13 protein-coding genes are annotated in these 18,616 nt (G+C 60.2%); 7 read left to right on the top strand and 6 right to left on the bottom strand.

Translation table 11 applies throughout. From position 1 onward, the window contains the following. Positions 1-97 precede the first annotated feature (97 nt). Complete coding sequence (locus IB254_RS16500; protein ID WP_008027916.1) at positions 98-811, top strand: membrane integrity-associated transporter subunit PqiC; 714 nt, start codon at positions 98-100, stop codon at positions 809-811. 237 nt (positions 812-1,048) lie between these two features. Here the strand turns inward: IB254_RS16500 and IB254_RS16495 are convergent, their stop codons facing one another. After that, positions 1,049-2,569 (bottom strand): AhpA/YtjB family protein, encoded by a 1,521-nt coding sequence (locus IB254_RS16495; protein ID WP_192418102.1) that lies wholly within the window; start codon positions 2,567-2,569, stop codon positions 1,049-1,051. Positions 2,570-2,704: 135 nt separating this feature from the next. On the opposite strand from IB254_RS16495, the gene serB reads away from it, so the two are divergent. Next, complete coding sequence (gene serB, locus IB254_RS16490; RefSeq protein WP_192418101.1) at positions 2,705-3,919, top strand: phosphoserine phosphatase SerB; 1,215 nt, start codon at positions 2,705-2,707, stop codon at positions 3,917-3,919. A gap of 135 nt (positions 3,920-4,054) precedes the next feature. Here the strand turns inward: serB and IB254_RS16485 are convergent, their stop codons facing one another. The 4 genes from IB254_RS16485 to IB254_RS16470 all read right to left on the bottom strand — a co-directional run bounded on the left by IB254_RS16485 (position 4,055) and on the right by IB254_RS16470 (position 9,319). Beyond that, positions 4,055-5,842, bottom strand: a complete 1,788-nt coding sequence (locus IB254_RS16485) for a molecular chaperone (protein WP_192418100.1) — start codon at positions 5,840-5,842, stop codon at positions 4,055-4,057. 204 nt (positions 5,843-6,046) lie between these two features. Continuing rightward, positions 6,047-6,907: an archaetidylserine decarboxylase gene (gene asd, locus IB254_RS16480; RefSeq protein ID WP_192418099.1), complete on the bottom strand. Its 861-nt coding sequence runs from the start codon at positions 6,905-6,907 to the stop codon at positions 6,047-6,049. Between the two features lie 18 nt (positions 6,908-6,925). After that, positions 6,926-7,741 (bottom strand): rhodanese-like domain-containing protein, encoded by an 816-nt coding sequence (locus IB254_RS16475; RefSeq protein WP_008040417.1) that lies wholly within the window; start codon positions 7,739-7,741, stop codon positions 6,926-6,928. Between the two features lie 39 nt (positions 7,742-7,780). Beyond that, positions 7,781-9,319 carry an HDOD domain-containing protein gene (locus IB254_RS16470; RefSeq protein WP_008040419.1) on the bottom strand — a complete coding sequence of 513 codons (1,539 nt, stop codon included), beginning with the start codon at positions 9,317-9,319 and terminating at the stop codon, positions 7,781-7,783. A gap of 166 nt (positions 9,320-9,485) precedes the next feature. Between IB254_RS16470 and motA the strand changes: the two genes are divergently transcribed. Continuing rightward, positions 9,486-10,337 carry a flagellar motor stator protein MotA gene (motA, locus tag IB254_RS16465; protein WP_008027935.1) on the top strand — a complete coding sequence of 284 codons (852 nt, stop codon included), beginning with the start codon at positions 9,486-9,488 and terminating at the stop codon, positions 10,335-10,337. Between the two features lie 3 nt (positions 10,338-10,340). Further along, entirely contained in the window at positions 10,341-11,369 is a 1,029-nt protein-coding gene (gene motB, locus IB254_RS16460) for a flagellar motor protein MotB (protein WP_192418098.1), read from the top strand. Positions 11,370-12,072: 703 nt separating this feature from the next. Here the strand turns inward: motB and rsgA are convergent. Continuing rightward, entirely contained in the window at positions 12,073-13,104 is a 1,032-nt protein-coding gene (gene rsgA / locus IB254_RS16455) for a small ribosomal subunit biogenesis GTPase RsgA (RefSeq protein ID WP_008035286.1), read from the bottom strand. 107 nt (positions 13,105-13,211) lie between these two features. On the opposite strand from rsgA, the gene orn reads away from it, so the two are divergent. From orn to IB254_RS16440, 3 genes are all read left to right on the top strand, one after another. Then, complete coding sequence (orn, locus tag IB254_RS16450) at positions 13,212-13,754, top strand: oligoribonuclease (RefSeq protein ID WP_008035288.1); 543 nt, start codon at positions 13,212-13,214, stop codon at positions 13,752-13,754. A 154-nt stretch (positions 13,755-13,908) separates the two neighbouring features. Beyond that, positions 13,909-14,520, top strand: a complete 612-nt coding sequence (locus IB254_RS16445) for a trimeric intracellular cation channel family protein (RefSeq protein ID WP_008035291.1) — start codon at positions 13,909-13,911, stop codon at positions 14,518-14,520. A gap of 125 nt (positions 14,521-14,645) precedes the next feature. Beyond that, positions 14,646-18,605: a leucine-rich repeat domain-containing protein gene (locus tag IB254_RS16440; protein WP_192418097.1), complete on the top strand. Its 3,960-nt coding sequence runs from the start codon at positions 14,646-14,648 to the stop codon at positions 18,603-18,605. The last annotated feature ends 11 nt before the right edge of the window (positions 18,606-18,616 follow it).

The following is an 18,616-nucleotide window of genomic DNA, read 5'->3' as shown; positions in this document are numbered from 1 at the left end:
ATATGGCCTTTCCAAGCGCCGGCGTGGCCGAGCGTTCTTCATATTTATTGAGTATTTTCACTGTGGTGTGCCTTGTGGCAACCACCTGGATGGGACGATGACTGCTCTGCGCCTTCCTTTTATTTTGATGCTCGCCGGCGTTCTTGGCCTGGCGGGTTGCAGCGTTCACCAACCGGTGTCGCTGTATCAGCTGGACAGCGGAAGTCCGGCTCAGCCTGCGCAAAGCGCGGGCATGGCGGTATTGCTCGGCCCGGTAACGGTTGCCGATTACCTGCAGCGTGAAACGCTGTTGCAGCGTCAGCCGGATGGCAGCCTTCAGGCCTCGACCGATGGTCGTTGGGCCGGCAGCCTTTCTTCCGACATCGATCAACTGTTGCTGCGTCAGGTAGCGGGTCATCTGGACAGTCAGCGTGTGGTGCTAGCGCCGGCGAGCGTGGGCTTCACGCCGGATGTTCAGGTACTGCTGACCATCACGCGCCTGGACTCGGGCGAGTCGCAACCGGCAATCCTCGATGCTCAATGGCGTTTGATCGACCGTCGCGGGCAAGTTCGCGATAACCGCATCGTTCATCTGCAAGAACAGCACGCGGGCGGTACAGCGGCGCAGGTTCAGGCTCAGGGTGTGTTGTTGCAGAAACTCGCCGAACAGCTGTCGATCGCGCTCAAGCCATTGGCCAATCAGCCACCGATTGCAGAAGCGCCAAAAAAACCGGCGGCCAAGCCTGTGGCTCCGGCGACAGAGCAAGAGAAACAGCCGAAGATCCCGATGGCTGCACCGATCCGGACCGATATGGAAGTGTTCCGCTTCTAAGGCTGGATGGATTCAGAACAAGGCCCGCATTGATGCGGGCCTTTCTGTTTCTGTCAGTTGGAATCTCCATTGCTTGTTCTGGCCCAATCGCCAGCAGGCTGGCTCCCACAGGGGGCTTGTGTATGCCGCAGATCCAATGTGGGAGCCAGCCTGCTGGCGATGGGGCCGGTACAGGCCACAAAAAAGCCCGCAGACGATCACTCATCTGCGGGCTTTTTTCACATCTGGGCTTAAGGCTTACGCCCGACGCTCATGCATCCGCGCCAACTGCCGCTCCAGCATCGACGGATAAGGCTCCATCAGCCGCTCCACGCAGCACGCACCCTCAGGGCTGGCAATCGGGCGGATCCGCGCGCGCTGGCGAATCAGCGCGTCGTCACTGATCTTGCGCTCCACCAGCAGCAGATTGCGGCTGTGTTGCGACAGGGCCAGGGCGTCCTGGGCTGTTTCGGTCAGCAACAGGTCGATCTGACTCAGACCGAACAGCTCATCACCCAGGGTCACGCCCAGCTGCAATTGCAGGGTGATGCCGCTGTCGGCGACTTCGATCTGCAACTGATGGCCCAGGGCTCGCAGCAACTCGCCGCAGCAGATGGCGTTGGTCAGGTAGTCGTCGCCGCTGTCCTCGGTGTGGAACACCATCAGCGTGCTGCCATCGTTCAGGCTGTGCAGTTCGCCCTCATAGAGCGAGGCCGCCTGATCAAGGCAATCGCGATAACGTTTGAGCAGTTCTTCCAGGCGCGCCCGGGGCAGGCGGCGCAATTGATCCTGGGCGCCCAGCTGCACGGCCAGCACTGCGCTGTGTTGCGGCACGTTCGATACCGGCGCTCTGACTACTGGTTTCGCGGCTGTCGATTCGTCACGCAAATCGGCGAACGCATCGTCGTCATCTTCGTCTTCGACGGTGCTGACGATGTGCCGTGGCGCAGGTTTGAGGCCGGTGACAGGCTTGGTCTCGTCGAAACTTGGGTCGCGCAGGTTGCGCACTTCGAAGGACGGCTCGGCGTCATCGTCGTAATCGACGTCGTCGAACTCAGGTTCCGGTGCGGGCTCAGGTTCGGCCGGTTCCGGCGCGAAGTTGGCGTGCAGCTGGCGAGCCAGGTCGCCGATTTCATCCTGACGGTCGGTGGCCGGGGTGTATTCGTCGATGTTGCGCAACCACACGCGCAATTGCAGCAGCGGCGTGGAGATGTGCCGACCCAGGCGCAGGCTCAAGGCCAGCGACAGTGCCAACAGAATCGCACTCAAGATGCCCATGCTTTGCAGGCTGATGGTCATCGGCTGCTGGAATTGATCCATGTCCAGGCTGATGCGCAGTTGCCCGGCGGTCACGTCCTGGAAGGTGATCTTGCTCTGGTACATGCCCTCGGCTTCGCCCAGCAGGCCGTGCTTGGGGCGCTGACCGGCTTCGGCGAGGATGCGGTTATCCACGCTATAAATGGCGGCGTGGGCCACCAGCTTGTTCTTGGTCAGGTTGTTGAGCAGCACGTTTAGGCTGAGGATGTCGTTGGACACCAACAGCTCAGTGGCGGACGTGGCGGTCTGCGTGGTCAGGCTTTCGCCCAGCGCATCTGCCTGCTCGTGCATGGCCTGCTTGAACTGCAAACCCATCACGCAGGCGTAGATCACCAGGGCCAGAGCGACCAGGATCACGTTATGGCTGGCGATGCGCAATGCAATCGGTACACGGCGGTGGCGCAGTGCACGGAAGATCAGCAGAAAGAAGTTATCGGTTTTAACTGGCGTGGGCCGGTTCACTTGAGCTCGGCTCTTTTGTCCGTGAAGTTGACGCGCAGTATAGCGACAGGCCCTAGACCGGCAAAGCGCTCACGGTGCCCGATGGTCACTGAAAGTGGGTAGAATGCGGTTTTTTTCCACCTGCGGGGGTGCGCCTTGCGCGAAATCGTCCTGATAAACATCACTGGTGAGGACCGTCCGGGTCTGACCGCGGCCATTACCGGCGTTCTGGCCCAGGGTGGTGTGAACATTCTCGACATCGGTCAGGCGGTGATCCACGACACCTTGTCGTTCGGCATCCTGGTTGAAATTCCTGACACCGAGCAAGGCAAGTCGGTGCTCAAGGACATCCTGTTCAAGGGCTATGAGCTTGACCAACAGGTGCGATTCACGCCGGTCTCCGAAGAGGATTACCAGCAATGGGTCGGTAATCAGGGCAAAAAACGCCACATCGTGACGCTATTGACCCGCAAAGTGACTGCCGGGCAATTGCAGGCTGTGAGCTCGATCACCGCCAAATATGGCCTGAACATCGACCACATCGATCGCCTGTCCGGGCGCATGCCGTTGGATACCCCGGCCGATAAAGGCAAGGGTTGCATCGAGTTTTCCGTGCGTGGCGAAGCAGCAGATCCGCAAGCGTTGCGGGCCGAGTTCCTCAGCGTCGCCCAGGAATTGAACGTCGACATCGCCTTCCAGGAAGATTCGCTGTTCCGCCGCAACCGTCGTCTGGCGGTGTTTGACATGGACTCGACGCTGATCGAGGCCGAAGTCATCGACGAACTGGCCAAGGCGGCCGGTGTGGGCGATAAGGTTTCAGAGATTACCGAGCGGGCGATGGCCGGCGAGCTGGATTTCCGTGCCAGCTTCAAGGAGCGTCTGGCGTTGCTCAAAGGGCTGGATGTCAGCGTGCTGGATTCGATCGGTGCCTCGCTGCGCCTGACCGAAGGCGCCGAAACCCTGTTCGCCGAACTCAAGCGTCTGGGCTACAAGACCGCGATTCTGTCGGGCGGCTTCACCTACTTCGCCAAGCAATTGCAGGCCAAGCTGGGCATTGACTACGTGTTCGCCAACGAGCTGGAAGTGGTCGATGGCAAGGTCACCGGCGTGGCGGTCGAGCCGATTGTCGATGCGCAGCGCAAGGCGGATCTGCTGAAGGAGCTGGCGCACAAGGAAGGCTTGCGTCTGGAGCAGACCATTGCGGTCGGCGACGGCGCCAACGATTTGCCGATGCTGGCGATTGCCGGGCTGGGCGTGGCATTCCGCGCCAAGCCGCTGGTCAAACAGTCGGCGAAGCAGGCGATCTCCACGTTGGGGCTGGATGGCGTGCTGTATCTGCTGGGCTTTCGGGATCGTGATGGGCAGCTCTAAAGTCTCCGTTGCCTGAGCCTGCCCCATCGCGAGCAGGCTCGCTCCCACACTTGACCGAGTTCTTTCAGGAGGAATGCGGTCGAATGTGGGAGCGAGCCTGCTCGCGATGGGGGCGACACGGTCTTACAGATTCAATCAAAGCGTCTGCCACAACGAATCAAACTCTTCCTCGACACCAACCACGCCGCTCCCCGCGGCGTTGTCGTTTCTGGCGGCCTCAAGCGACCGATACGCAAACTGATTGAAGCTGTTGGTGCTCGACACCCGCCGATCCAGTCCGGCCCGGCGCTCCTCGCCGTTGGTGTTGATCAGCACTTTGTGGCCTTCCTGGAACGGCAGGCGCGGAGCGAGCAGGGTGGCCGGTAAATCTATCGCGCTGATGGCCGGCAGCAACAAGCCGCGCAGGTAGTGGCTGTGGTCTTCCCGGGTGCGCACCAGTTGCAGGCCACAAGGTTCGGCGTATGGCGCGACTTGCTCGATGCCCATCTGCGTTCCGCCGCCGCGAACCTGGCGGATCCAGCGCACCACCGCAATGCTCCAGCCTGCGCCCGCCGTGTCCTCGATGCCGACCATCTCGCCAGCCTGTAGCTCGGCCGGCACTGCGTCAGGCCAGGCCAGGCAATAACCGCCCGGGCTGTGATTGATCACGGGCAGGACGTACTTCGGAAAGTGGCGGTTGCGGTCGCTGGCTTCGTGGCTGTCGTCATTCTGCAGCTGCCGGTATTCGATTTCTTCGTAGGGCAGCAACGCGTCGGCGGTGCCGTGGGGCGCTGCGTCGAAGGCATGGCTCCATTGGTCTTTTTCCCGGAGCGCGGGCGATATCGCCGTGAACTGCGCGCGGCGGGCGCCGGGGTGTTTCAGGATTTCGCTGAACGGACGCTGCCCGCCCAGATAGAAATGCAGTGCGCTCATGCCCACGCACAAGGTCAAGGTGCCTTGACTGGCGGTGCGCTGGAAACTGCGCTCGACCGCCTGCCCCCACGCGGCACTCAGGTGTTGCAGCGTATCCAGGCTCAGGCCTGCCGGCGCCGGGAGTGGCGACTCGCCGTCGTTTTTTTCCAAATGGGCGTCGATGGCTGCGACCAGCGGCTGCGGATCGAACCCCAGCAAACGCTCTTGTTGCCCGGGCCGGAATTTCGAGCGGTAACGCGGCCCGATGTCGAGTTCCGGGGCGATGGCAAACAATCCATCGGCCGGTGTTTCCGGTTGCAGCTTGATCAGTTTGCTCCACGGCTCCAGCACTTCGGCGAGCCGCGCGATCTGGTTCTGGCGCAGTTGATTGCAGCGTGCGGCGCCCACTAGCATGGCGACTACATACGTCTGTTCGATGCTCAGGTTTTGCGTCTGGCTCGCCAATTCATCGCGCAAGTTCAGATGCTGCAGCCGAAGGCTACAGGCGATTCGATACAGCTGATGCAGCTCCAGCCACACGCCTTCCGGCACCGGGCAATAGAGTTGGGTGGCGCGGATCAGTGACCCGTTGAGGCAATGCATCGCCCGTTGCAACGCCTTGGCCAGCAGCGGCGCACGGTCCTTGCCGAAGCGCGGCGTGATGCGCACGACAATCTGTTTATAACCGATCGCCAAGTGGCTTTGCAGCGCCTGGCAGAGGTTGGCGATTTTGCTTGAACGCTCGTCGAGGGCAATCGACTGGTGCAGGAAATGCCGCTCCAGGTGTTTGCAGACGTAATACACCTCGGGCCTTAGCAGTTCGAGCAATTGCAGGCGATTGTCGCTGGGTGTCAGCAACTGGTTCAGTTCGCTCAAGCCCTGATAGAGCTGGCGAGCGGTTTCACCGATGTTGGCTTTGGGCAGGTTGGCGATCCAGCGCTTGAGGTCGCGCGGGGTGGCTTCGCAGAACGACAGGCGCAACTGTGCGGGGACAGGGGCGCGCAGCTGAAGGTGGGGACTGGTCTCATTCATGCGTTGGACAAACTCCAACCGGGAAATGGGCAGTGAATGACCAGACTTTAGCAGCTATGTCCCGGGGGAGGGCGACGTTGAATGATTTCTGTAGGAGCCAGCTTGCTGGCGATGGTCGTTAACGATAACGCGCCGGGTCTGACACCCCGCGTCGTTCTCAGGTTCATCGCGAGCAGGCTCGCTCCCACAGGTGATCGAGGTGGATCAGGCTTTCGGCAGGCCCATGCCCTGGCCCATCTGCACCGGCGAACCGGCCACCAGTTCTTCAGCCCACTGCACTTGATCCGGGCCGAACAGCACAACAGCCGTCGAACCCAGTTTGAAACGACCCAGTTCCGCACCTTTCTCCAGATGGATCGGCGCACGGGCAGCTTCGTCGTAGCGGAAGGTTTTCAGCTCGCGTTTCGGTGGAGTTACCAAACCAGCCCACACGGTTTCGATCGACGCCACGATCATCGCGCCCACCAGCACCACGGCCATCGGCCCGCGCTCGGTGTCGAAAATGCACGCAACACGCTCGTTGCGGGCGAACAGTTCTGGAACGTTTTCCGCAGTGGTCTGGTTGACCGAGAAAATCCGCCCCGGAATGTAGACCATCTCGCGCAGCGTGCCGGCCAGCGGCATGTGCACGCGGTGGTAGTCCTTCGGCGACAGGTAAATCGTCGCGAAATCACCGCCCATGAACGGCGCAGCGTTGGCCGCGTCGCCGCCCAGCAGTTCCAGCACGCTGAAGCTGTGGCCCTTGGCCTGGAACACGCGACCGTGCTCGATCGGGCCGAGCTGGCTGACCGCGCCGTCGGCCGGGCTGAGGATGGCGCCCGGGGTTTCGTCCAGCGGACGAGCGCCGTCTTTCAAGGCGCGGGTGAAGAACGCGTTGAAATGCTCGTAAGCCGTCAGGTCTTCGACCAGGGCCTGGGACATGTCCACCTGATAACGCTTGGCGAACCACGCGGTGAACGCATTCTTGAACCAGCGCACACGGCATTCGGCGATGCAGCCGGCCAGTCGCGAGAGCAAGTGGTGGGGCAGCAGGTATTGGCTGAGGATAAACAAACGCTTATTCATTAACTGTCCTTAAAAACCTTAAATCTCTACAGGCGTATCGGGATGGTTACCCCATTCGCCCCAGGAGCCGGCGTAGCCTTTGACCCGCGGATAACCGAGGGACTTGGCCACCAGATAGGTGAAGCCAGAACGGTGGTGAGTCTGGCAGTGGGTAATCACTTCTTTGTCTTTGCTGATCCCGAGTTGTTCGAGGATCTGCGGCATGTCCGTGCGGATGCGCAGGTTGCGCGTCCGGTCCATGCCTGCGGTCCACTCGAAGTTGACCGCGCCGGGAATGTGTCCGCCCTTGGCTGCCAGGACTTTCTCGCCGGAGTACTCCAGCGGCCCGCGCGCATCCCAGATCGCCAGGTCGGCGGCGCCGAGACGGCTTTGCAGGTATTCGCGGGTGGCGGTGGGTTCGTCGTGCAGGGTCAACGCAACCGGGCCGCCGACCGCGGGCGGGATCTGGATCGACATGGGCGAGCCTTCCGCCAGCCATGCCGTCAGACCGCCGTCGACATAGTGATACTTGTGGTGGCCGATGACATCCAGCAACCAGATAAAACGCCCGGCCCAACCGCCGCCCTCGTCGTCATACACGACGTAGACCGCATCGGGGTTGTGGCCCAGCTCGCCGAACAACGCTTCGAGAGCCGCTTGCGGCGGCATCAGGCCCGGCGCCGGTGGCTGGCCGAGTTGCGTGCGTTTCGGATCGACAAAGCGCGCGCCGGGAATATGCCCTTCGGCATAGCGGGCACTGCTGGTCAGGTCCACCAGAATCAGATCGCGGGCGTCGAGGCGAGAGAGCAAGTCGCTCGGCTCGATCACCAGCGGCAAGCCAGAGAAGTCAGACATGTGAGGTCTCCAGAGCACAAAGGGGAGGATTGTAGCGGGTCATTGGCCGCGATGGCTAAAGGTGTGCAGGGCTTTCTCGATGCACTGCGCGGTTTTGCCAAAGGCTTGCACGGTAATTTCAGAGAACGGCCCGCCGCCCTGGTCCGCCACCACGATCATGATCACGCGGCCGTTGTTGACCAGCGAGCGCAACAGCAGGTGTTCGCCACCGAACTGTGAGCGCAGGCTGGCCGGCAGCAGCGCCGAAAATTGTGCGTTGTTGGCCGGGGTCAGGCGTACCTGGGCTTGCTGCGAGAGCAGGCGTTGCAGCACGGTGCTTTGGCTGACCACGAAATTCAGGCCGGCCGTTTCTTTCGGCAACCCGGCAATCTGGTGCACGCGCAGATTGGCGTGCGTGCGGTCGGCCATCAGGATCATCACCCGGCGCATGCCACATGCAACCAGTGCATCGCGGGCCGAGTTGGTCAAGTGCATGGCATTGGTGAAACGACTCGGCTCCACCAGCAGCTCGGCGCATTGTTTGCGCCACTTGGCCAGGTCCTCGGCGGTCGGTGCCGGGGCCGGCAGCAGACCGGCGTGAACACGGTTCATACCCTGCGGCCAGAGCAGCGCGACGGCGGGGTGCCAGAGGTCTGGCATGGCGTGCTGGCGCGCACTGTTGGCGGCCTGCTGGTGAAGTTGTTGCTGCACTTCGTCCATCGGCATTTGCAGGTAAAGGCTGGTCAGGTACTGCCAGCGCTCACTGTGCGGACAGTCCCAGGCGTGCTGTGCCGACAGCGCCAGACCGTTGGCCAGCAACACCGTGTTGGCCGGCTGATTGAGCCAGCGGCGCAACGTTGGATCGTCATCGAGACGGTTCTGCTGGCGCAATGGATGATCGCTGTCGCGCGCGATGCGCAGGACTTTCACCAGTTCCCGTTGCTCATTGAGTAACAGCTTGTAACCCTGCTGCACCCAGTTCGGCAGGTGCCAGATTTCCACCAGGGCCTGACCGATTTCCAGCAGGCGTACGCCGAATAATTGTTTCTCGACTTTACGTGCGGACTCGCCCTTATGGATGACCCGCAGCTCCCATTCTTCGAGCAATTGCGGATGGGTCAACGCCAATGGCCACAGCGGCGATAAAAACAGCAGGCTGCCCCAGTGGATGTCCTGCCACAGCCGCGCCAGGCGAGCGGCGAAAAAGCCGTTGGCCTGTTGCGTCGCGTGCTGGCTGATCATCTGCAACTGGCGCAGGGCCACGGGAATGTCCGATTCCGGCATCGCGGGCAGCCGTGCGAGCAGTTCTTCGGTGCGCTTCAAACCGAGGCGATTGATCGCCACCTCAAGGTTCTCCGCAGGCTCGGTCATGCTGCCGTGGGTGTGCCGGTTGGCTTCACGAATCACGCTCAAGGCCAGGGCGGGGCTGTCCTGCATCAGCTCGGCGATATCGCGCAACGAGCTGCGGTTATCGCCGATGGCCTTGCAGACCCGGTCATGGCTGCCTTGCGGAACGGGCAGGTGCACGCCGTCCAGAAGCTTTACCCAGCCTTGGAGAGTGTTTGGTTTTGGAGTTGGAACGTTCGTTTCGTTAGCCATGGTTGGACGCGATCATCGTCTGCATTACCTATGCCCGAAGTGGGCCAAATTGGCTTTTCGCCTGAACTGGCTATAGTCTGGCGCAGTTTTGCCGATAAGTAGAAGAAGAGATTTTTTAACTTCCGAATATGACCTTGAACCCGACTCAGTAAGTGCTCTCCTACCTATGGCTAAAATAATCGGCATCATCGTCGTATTCGCGAGCGTGCTCGGCGGATACGTGCTTTCCCACGGCAAGATTGCCGCCCTGATTCAACCCTTCGAGGTGATGATCATCGGTGGCGCGGCCCTTGGTGCATTCCTCCAGGCCAACCCCGGTTACATGACCCTGCACGTGCTCAAGAAGTCCTTGAGCATGTTCGGATCGCGTTTCAATCACGGCTACTATCTTGAAGTGTTGGGGCTGATCTACGAGATCCTCAACAAGAGTCGCCGCGAAGGCATGATGGCCATCGAAGGCGACATCGAAGATGCCGCCGCGAGCCCGATCTTCGCCAAGTACCCGTCAGTGCTCAAAGACGAGCGCATGACCGCGTTCATCTGCGATTACCTGCGCATCATGTCCTCCGGCAACATGGCTCCCCATGAGCTGGAAGGCCTGTTCGACATGGAACTCTACAACCTCAAGGAAGACCTCGAACACCCGTCCCACGCGGTGAACGGCATCGCCGACGCCATGCCCGGCTTCGGTATCGTCGCGGCGGTATTGGGTATCGTGGTGACCATGGCGTCCCTGGGCGAAGGCGACCAGAAATCCATCGGTCTGCACGTGGGTGCGGCACTGGTCGGTACCTTCTTCGGTATTCTCGCGGCGTACGGTTTCTTCGGTCCACTGGCCCACTCCCTGGCCCACGATGCCAAGGAAGAACTGAACGTCTACGAAGCCATCAAGGCCTCGCTGGTGGCTTCGGCTTCCGGCATGCCGCCATCGCTGGCGGTAGAGTTCGGGCGCAAGGTTCTGTACCCGGCGCACCGTCCTAGCTTCGCTGAGCTGGAACAAGCGGTTCGCGGTCGCTAAGTCATGGAAAATAATCAGCCGATTATTATCAAGCGCGTCAAGCGCATCGCCGGCGGGCATCACGGGGGCGCCTGGAAAATCGCCTTCGCCGACTTCGCGACGGCGATGATGGCGTTCTTCCTGGTGTTGTGGCTGCTGTCCACCGCGACACCGGAACAGAAGCTCGCCATCGCCGGTTACTTCAAAGACCCGATCGGCTTCTCCGAAAGCGGTACGCCGTACATCATCGATCTGGGCGGCACGCCGACCCTGGCGCCGGAAAACACCCTCAACCCCGAGGTGAAATCCCAGCCGCAGCCGGACAAGGTGACTGTCGACGCCGAACAGGTCGAAGGAATGGCCGAGATGGTGGAGAAGGAACGCCTCGAACTGTTGCTGCAAGAACTGCAGAACAAGGTCGAAGAGAATCCGCAACTGAAGAAATTCAAGGACCAGATTCTGTTCGAGATCACGCCGGACGGTTTGCGCATCCAGATCGTGGACGCCGAAAACCGGCCGATGTTCGACTCCGGCAGTGCGCGCCTGAAACCGTACTTCGAAGACATCCTGCTGGCCATGGCCGACACCATCAAAGCGGTGCCGAACAAGATCAGCATCAGCGGCCACACCGACGCCAAGCCTTACAGTGGCCAGGGTGATTTCGGCAACTGGGAGCTTTCAGCCAACCGTGCCAACGCTGCACGTCGTGCGCTGGTGGCGGGCAGTTATCCGGAGCAGCAGATCGCACGCGTGGTCGGTTATGCCTCGTCGGCATTGTTCGATCGCGAGAACCCGCTCAACCCGGTCAACCGCCGCATCGACATCATCGTGCTGACCAAAAAAGCCCAGCGTGCCATCGAAGGTTCACAAGGCGCGGAGCCGACTCCGGAGCCGACGCAAGGGCAGGGCGGCCCGGGTGAAGTGCCGGCCACGCCAGCTGATCCGAACGCATTGCCGGTGGATAAAGAACCGTTGCCGGCGCATGAGCTTCGCGAGCGATTGAATCTGTTCGATGACCCGGCACCGAAACCGGCCGAACCGCCGAAGCAGTGACCCACAAAAAAGCCGACAGCGATGTCGGCTTTTTTTGCAGCTTTTACTGGCCACTTCATTTTCAGTGCGAGCGCGGTCCCTTGTAGGAGCCGGCTTGCTGGCGATGGCGGCCTTATGGCTGGCGTGGGTTTTTTGGTGTGTACATATCCATTCCTGCGGTAACGGCCGCCTATGGTTTCGCTCTTACAGCGAGTCACTTTGGAAAAGCCCCAAAGTAACCAAAAGGCTCTTGCCCCTTTCGTTCGGTGGCTCGCTAATGCTCGCCATGCCCTCGCTCCGGTCCTGCTCCGTGGGCCCGCCGCCATCGGCCATCCATGGCCGGGGGCGGCTAACCCGGCGTCCATGCCGGGTTGCCCACTGCGCAGAACCTGCGCTCGGCCTCTCGAGGGGGCGCTCAGATCAAAAGCGGAAGGCGAGCTAACGCTCGGCCTGATGAGTGGTGAGAAGCGAAAGCAAACGCGATTCCCTGTAGGCGCCGGCTTGCCGGCGATAGCGGTGGGTCAGGCAATAAGTACGTGACTGAACGGACGCAATCGCCGGCAAGCCAGCTCCTACAGGTATTGCGCTCGTCCCGGTGTCGCCAAACTACGTCGAATTTGCAGGCACCAGGACAGCCATGACACTTTGGATGTGCAGGGCTGTGCACCGAAAATGAGAAAGCCGCGAGATGATCGCGGCTTTTTTTGTGTCTGAGGGAGTCGGCTTAGTAACTGCTCTCCGGCAAACTCGCGATGATCGAGCGATAGCTGTTCATCCGTTGTTGCTGTACGCGGCCTTCTTCCAGTGCCTTGAGCAAGGCGCAACCCGGTTCGCGGTCGTGCTTGCAGTCGCGGAAGCGGCAGGTGCCGATCAGGTCGTTGAACTCGATGAAACCGGCTTCGACGTCGGAACGGCTGACGTGGCCCAGGCCGAATTCGCGGATGCCCGGGGAGTCGATCAACTCACCGCCACCGGGGAAGTGGAACAGCCGCGCGGTCGTGGTGGTGTGAGTGCCCTGGCCGGACAGTTCGGACAACGGGCCGACGCGGGTTTCGACTTCCGGCAGCAGGCTGTTGACCAGCGACGACTTGCCGACGCCGGACTGGCCGACGAATACGCTGATGCGTCCGTCCAGTTGCTCCTGAAGTTGTTCCATACCATTGCCGTGGTGCGCCGACACTTCCAGCACCGGATAGCCCAGCGTGCGGTAAACCGCGAGCAAGGCATTCAGCGCCGGGGCGTTCTGCTCGTCGATCAGGTCGAATTTGTTCAGTAGCAGCAACGGCCGAATGCCGGCGTGCTCCGCAGCGACCAGATAGCGGTCGATCAGATTCGCGTGAGGCTCGGGCAGCGGCGCGAAGACGATGACGATCATGTCGACGTTGGCTGCCACCGGCTTGAGCTGGCCACGACTATCCGGGCGGCAGAGTTCGGTTTTGCGCGGCAGTTGCGCCACGATCACCCCGATGCCCTGGTTGCCGGCACGCCAGACCACCTGATCGCCGGTCACCAGCGCAGGCAGGTTGGCGCGCAAGTGGCAGCGGAACACCTGGCCGGCCAAATCGCCATCAAGGGCTTCGACTTCGACCTGCACACCGAAGTGCGCGATCACCAGGCCGGTCTGTTCCGGACCCAGGTCGCCACCCTCAAGTGCCTCGACAGCCGAGGACTCGCGTTTGGCGGCGCGGGCAGCGCGTTCGCCCTGAATCTTTTCGATGCGCCAGTTTTGACGACGATTGAGTTGGCGTTTGGCCATGGGTGTTCCGTATCAAGAATGCAGCGATTAGGTAAAACGGCCGCGAGTTTAGCACGCCCGGCCACCTCCCTAGGCTAAACTGCGCAGCATTGCCTAGGAGCCGACACATGCAAAACCCGCAGAATCTGATCTGGATCGACCTGGAAATGACCGGTCTGAACCCTGATACCGACGTCATCATCGAGATGGCCACCATCGTCACCGATAGTGATCTGAACACCTTGGCCGAAGGCCCGGTGATCGCGATTCACCACAGCGATGAAATCCTCGCCGGCATGGACGAGTGGAACACCCGTCAACACGGCGGCTCGGGCCTGACCCAGCGCGTGCGCGACAGCCGCATCAGCATGGCCGAAGCGGAAGCCGAGACCATCGCTTTCCTGGAGAAGTGGGTGCCGAAGGGCAAGTCGCCGATCTGTGGCAACAGCATTTGCCAGGATCGCCGCTTCCTTTATACGCACATGAAATCCCTGGAAAGCTTCTTCCACTACCGCAACCTCGACGTCTCGACTCTGAAAGAGTTGGCCGCACGCTGGGCGCCGGACGTGCGCGACAGCTTCAAAAAGGGTAGCACCCACCTGGCGCTGGACGACATCCGCGAATCCATCGCCGAGCTGCAGCACTACCGCAAGCATTTCATCAAATTCTGATTGGCAATACGGTCCCTGTAGGAGCCGGCTTGCTGGCGATGGTGTCCTCAGGGGCCCCATCGCCGGCAAGCCGGCTCCTACAAGTGTGAGGCGCCCCCTTTTGGTGCTGCACCTAAATGGCTAGACTGCGCGCCTTCCTGCAAGGACCGCCACCATGTTGCTGATGCTTTACCTGATCGCCATCACCGCCGAAGCCATGACCGGCGCACTGTCTGCCGGCCGTCGCGGCATGGACTGGTTTGGCGTGGTGCTGATCGCCTGCATCACGGCGTTGGGCGGCGGTTCGGTGCGCGACGTACTGCTCGGTCACTACCCGCTGACGTGGGTCAAACACCCGGAATACCTGGTGCTGACCTCGGTTGCGGCCATGGTCACTGTTTTCACTGCACGCTGGATGCGCCATCTGCGCTCACTGTTTCTGGTGCTCGACGCCGTGGGGCTGGTGGCGTTCACGCTGATCGGCTGCATGACCGCGCTGGAAATGGGCCACGGCATGCTGGTGGCCTCGGTCAGCGGCGTGATCACCGGGGTGTTCGGCGGCATCCTGCGCGACATCTTCTGCAACGACATCCCGCTGATCTTCCGCCGCGAGCTCTACGCCAGCGTCTCCTTCGCGGCGGCGTGGTGCTACATGCTGTGCATTTATCTGCAACTGCCCGGTGAACAGGCCATTCTCATCACGCTGTTTGGTGGCTTCTTGCTGCGGTTGTTGGCGATTCGTTTTCACTGGGAAATGCCGAAGTTCGTTTATAACGACGAGCAATGAGCGGCAATGCTTACGTTCGTCAAGAACGGCACGAATGACCTATAAAGCTGCGGTATATATGTAGCGTTTGTCAGGCAAGTAATTAAATAAGCTGTGGTTTTCCACTGTTTAAAAAGGTTACTTGCATGTCTGATTCAGACTCGACAAACGCGCAGCCCGACGCGCATCAAACGTTGATAATAAAGTCGATTCCCGACTGGTTGATTCGTGCGCCTGTCGAAAGACGCCTGGCATTGAAAAACGCCGCGGTTGTTTTTCCTGACTGGTACCGCTCGGCAACCGCCGCCAGTCATGAGGCCTTGAGGCAGGCAACTCAACGTAGTTGGGTTTCGCAAACCCGGGTGGACCGCCTGTTCGAAGGCCTTGCCGACGCTCGCGAATTTGCCGAGCCATTGCTGACTCAGGCCCTGAAAATGCAGTTCGAGATAGAACTGGATGTCAGGAAAACGTACCTGCGACTCTATGTCCCCAAAGATTTACCGGTCCGCTATGAAGTGACGACGATTTCACTTCTGGATGCTGCCTTGCATAACTTCGAAATGAAGGAGACGGCAGCGCATTACTTTGACAGCGCTTCATGTTTTATCACTGAGCCCGATGCGGCCGGACAGTTCGATATCCTTCAAATTAACAGTCGCTTGTCTGTCGCGGCATTTGCCTCGCTGTGCCGACAACTTGATATCGGAGGGCGTTATAAACAGCAACTTGAGGCGCTGTTATTACCTGCGGATGCTGCGGCCAGGGCGATGCTGGCAAACAAAGTCATTACCAGTCAGCAAGATCGATTCAGGGTGGCAACACTCCTGGCGCGAATGAAAGGAGACATTGGGCAAGCTGAACAGATGCTGTTACCGGGCCTGCTCACAGAGCAAAAAATATCGATGCCTGGCGCAAAAGCGCTGCGCTTGTATCAACTGAGCCTCCTGGGAACGGCGTTGACCGGCATCGTGCTGTTCTCGGCGGACCCAGAGCATTCTCGCGAAGTTGAACCGGTGATTGCCTACATCCCCGATGACCCAGTGCACCCGCTGAAAACCTATGCCTCCACCCGCGAATTCGTGGACGAACTGACCCGGCAATTGCGCTCTTCCGATTACCAGCGTTTTTTTGCCCGATTTGTCGCTCACGACCAACGAGGCACCTTTTTCGCCACGTTGCTTAATTTGCTCAACGCCGCAGCCCCCGATGTGCGCCCCAACCTCAGGATGCAAACACAGCGCGTGGGTCCGCAATTGTGGACCTGGCTGTACCAATCCAGGCTGAACCAGATCCTTAATGACGCGCGCGCCATGGCCGTGTCTACCGCAGACGAAGACCGAAAGTCGCGTTGGGAGCAATGGGACCGCCTGGAAAAAGTCGCCACCGTTGTGCTGGAAGTCGCGACGCTGGCGGCGATTCCGTTCGTGCCGTTTCTCGGCGAGCTGATGTTGGCCTATACCCTGTACCAACTGCTGGACGACACGTTTACCGGCATCCTTGATTGGGCCGAAGGGCAGTTGATCGAAGCGTCGGCGCATTTGCTGTCCATTGCTGAAATGGTCGCCCAGTTGGGCGCGTTTGCCTTGGGCGGCCTGGCAGTCGGCAAATTGCTGTCCGTCGCCCCCGGCGCTTTCGTCAACCGCTTGGAAGTCGTTGATATGGGCGCGGGCCAGCAACGATTGTGGAATCCCGATCTGAGTGCGTATGAGCGTGCGGTGCGCTTGCCGGCCGACTCCCGGGCCGATGCGCTCGGTTTGCATCGGCATCAGGGCGCGAGCGTGCTGCTTCTGGATGGCAAAGCCTATGAAGTGGTGCCCGAGACTGACGGGGATGTCTATCGCATTCGCCACCCGGACAGGCCGGATGCCTACAAACCACAACTTGCTCACAACGGCGCAGGAGCGTGGGCGCATGAGGTTGAGCGCCCCATGGAGTGGCGGCGCGCACAGCTGTTTCGTCGCCTGGGACATTCGGTGGCCGAGTTTTCGGATGTCACGGCTGGACGCATTCTGGCGGTGAGCGGCATAGACGAGGCGGTGCTGCGCGACATGCACGTTCATACCCGACGCCCCCCGGCCTTGCTCGAAGACACCATCCGGCGCTTCAAGCTCGATCAGCAGATTCAGACGTTCATCGCGCAGATGCAAAGCACCGATTCGCGGGTGTATTTGAAAGCCGATCCGCAGATGCAGGTGCAACTGCTGCAAGCTCAGGGCGTCAATGTGCAGGACAGCCAGCTGCGCAGCGGCAATCTCGTTCAAGGCATGGTTGAAACGCTTGAGGATACGCAGCTGAAAAAACTGCTGGGTGAAAGCCCTGCGTTTGGCGATTCATTGCCAGGGATCGACGTGCGGGCCGCCCGGCTGCGCCTCAGAATCGCGGGTTGGGCGCAGGAAAGTCGCGTCAGTTTGTTTGAGGCAAGTGAGCGCCATTTTGAGCTGAGCAGTGATGAAAACACCCGGCAGATACGCCGGATTTTTCCTGATCTGCCCAAAACCATCGCTGAAGAATTATGGCGTCATGCAGAGGTTGCCGATCGTCTGCACATGCAGCGCAACCTCGGGATCACCCGGCGAATGGCGCATGAAGCGCTGTTCTATCTACGGGAAGTGCGCCTCAGCAGGGCGTACGAAGGGCTTTATCTGGAGACGAGTGCAAATCCGGACTCCGACAGGTTGGCGCTGCATGGGCTCGAAAACCTGAACGGCTGGTCGCCAGAGGTGCGCATCGAAGTGCGTGACGGCAGCATTGACGGTGAGTTAGTGGACAGTATCGGTGGTCCCGAGGCCCCGATCCGCAAAGTCCTGGTCAGAAAGAATGGCCAGTACCAGGCCTACGATGGCTTCGGCAAGGAGCTTCACGCACTCGACGAGCTCTACGGCGCCGTCCAGCATGCCCTTCCCGACGCTCAACGCCGGGCGTTGGGTTTGCCACATGTCGGTCAGGGCACGGGGCTCCGACAGGCAGTCCGACAACAAACACTGATGCCTCGCTCGCAAGCCCGGGCGTTGCTGGGGCAGCCGCCTTTGGAGGCGGACGCTCGTTCGCCCATGGGGCTGGCCGTGGGGCGTTCCGGCTATCTGTTGGGCGGTGGCGATTTTGTACCGGCGCCGGCGCGTTCCGTAGGGCAGCGGCTTCAAGCGCTGTACCCGACGCTCTCCGAGGAAGAAATGACGACGCTACGCAGCGAGCGATTGATCGGGGAGCCGGTGTTGGCCGTTGCGCGACTGGAGAGTGAATACGTCACGTTGGTCAATGAATTGGAAATGTGGAGCCATGACGTGCCGCCCCGTCATCCGGCCACGGGATCGATGCTCACAGACAATGAGCTCTCTATTCAACGCCAGGGCAGAAAACTGTTCGCGCAGGAGTTGCAGGCGAATTGGAGTCGCAGACTGACGACGGCCAACCGCTACACACCGACCACGCTTGATTACGATCTGGATATACTCGGTGAGTTACCGGTGTTGTCGGCAGACTTCAGCCATGTTCGTGAATTGTCTTTGAGCAGCAACGCCGGGTTGGGTGGGCATTCCTTTCTCGCGAGCTTCCCGGGTGTGCGGTACCTGACATTGTCAGGCTTCGCGCTGGATACTTTGCCCATGGAAATCTATCAGATGAGGGAGCTGGTGACGCTGACCCTTGATGACTGTGCTATCGAACTGAATGAGGCTGCGGTCGAAGGCCTCGCGCATATGGAAGATTTGACGCTTTTACACCTGGACCACAACCCGCTTGGCTTGACTCCCGATGTTCGCCACATGAGCAGGCTGGACAGTCTTTACTTGAAAAGCACAGGTTTGATGGAGGTGCCTGTCGGATTGTTCGATCTTGAGCAGTTGGCATTTGCCGATCTGAGGTTCAATCAGATCACAACGTTGCCGGATGAGTTGTTTGAAGTTTCAGATGTGCGAGAGGTTAATTACAACTTGCTGGGTAATCCGTTGAGTGAAGCCTGCAGGTCGCGTATTGAGAATTATATTGAGAACTCAAGTCTTGATAAAAAGATAATGATTCAATTTGATGGTGCGCTGGACGAAGAGGTCGACTGGCAGGAAGCGCCTGATTCGGATGACAGTGGAGTTGATGAGGGCGATTCTGATTGAGTCGGCTGTAA

Origin of the sequence: Pseudomonas sp. PDM03, from assembly GCF_014852385.1 — a bacterium.
Taxonomy (GTDB): domain Bacteria; phylum Pseudomonadota; class Gammaproteobacteria; order Pseudomonadales; family Pseudomonadaceae; genus Aquipseudomonas; species Aquipseudomonas migulae.
The sequence above is the reverse complement of the archived record's forward strand: the minus strand, read 5'-3'. Positions and strand labels throughout refer to the sequence as shown.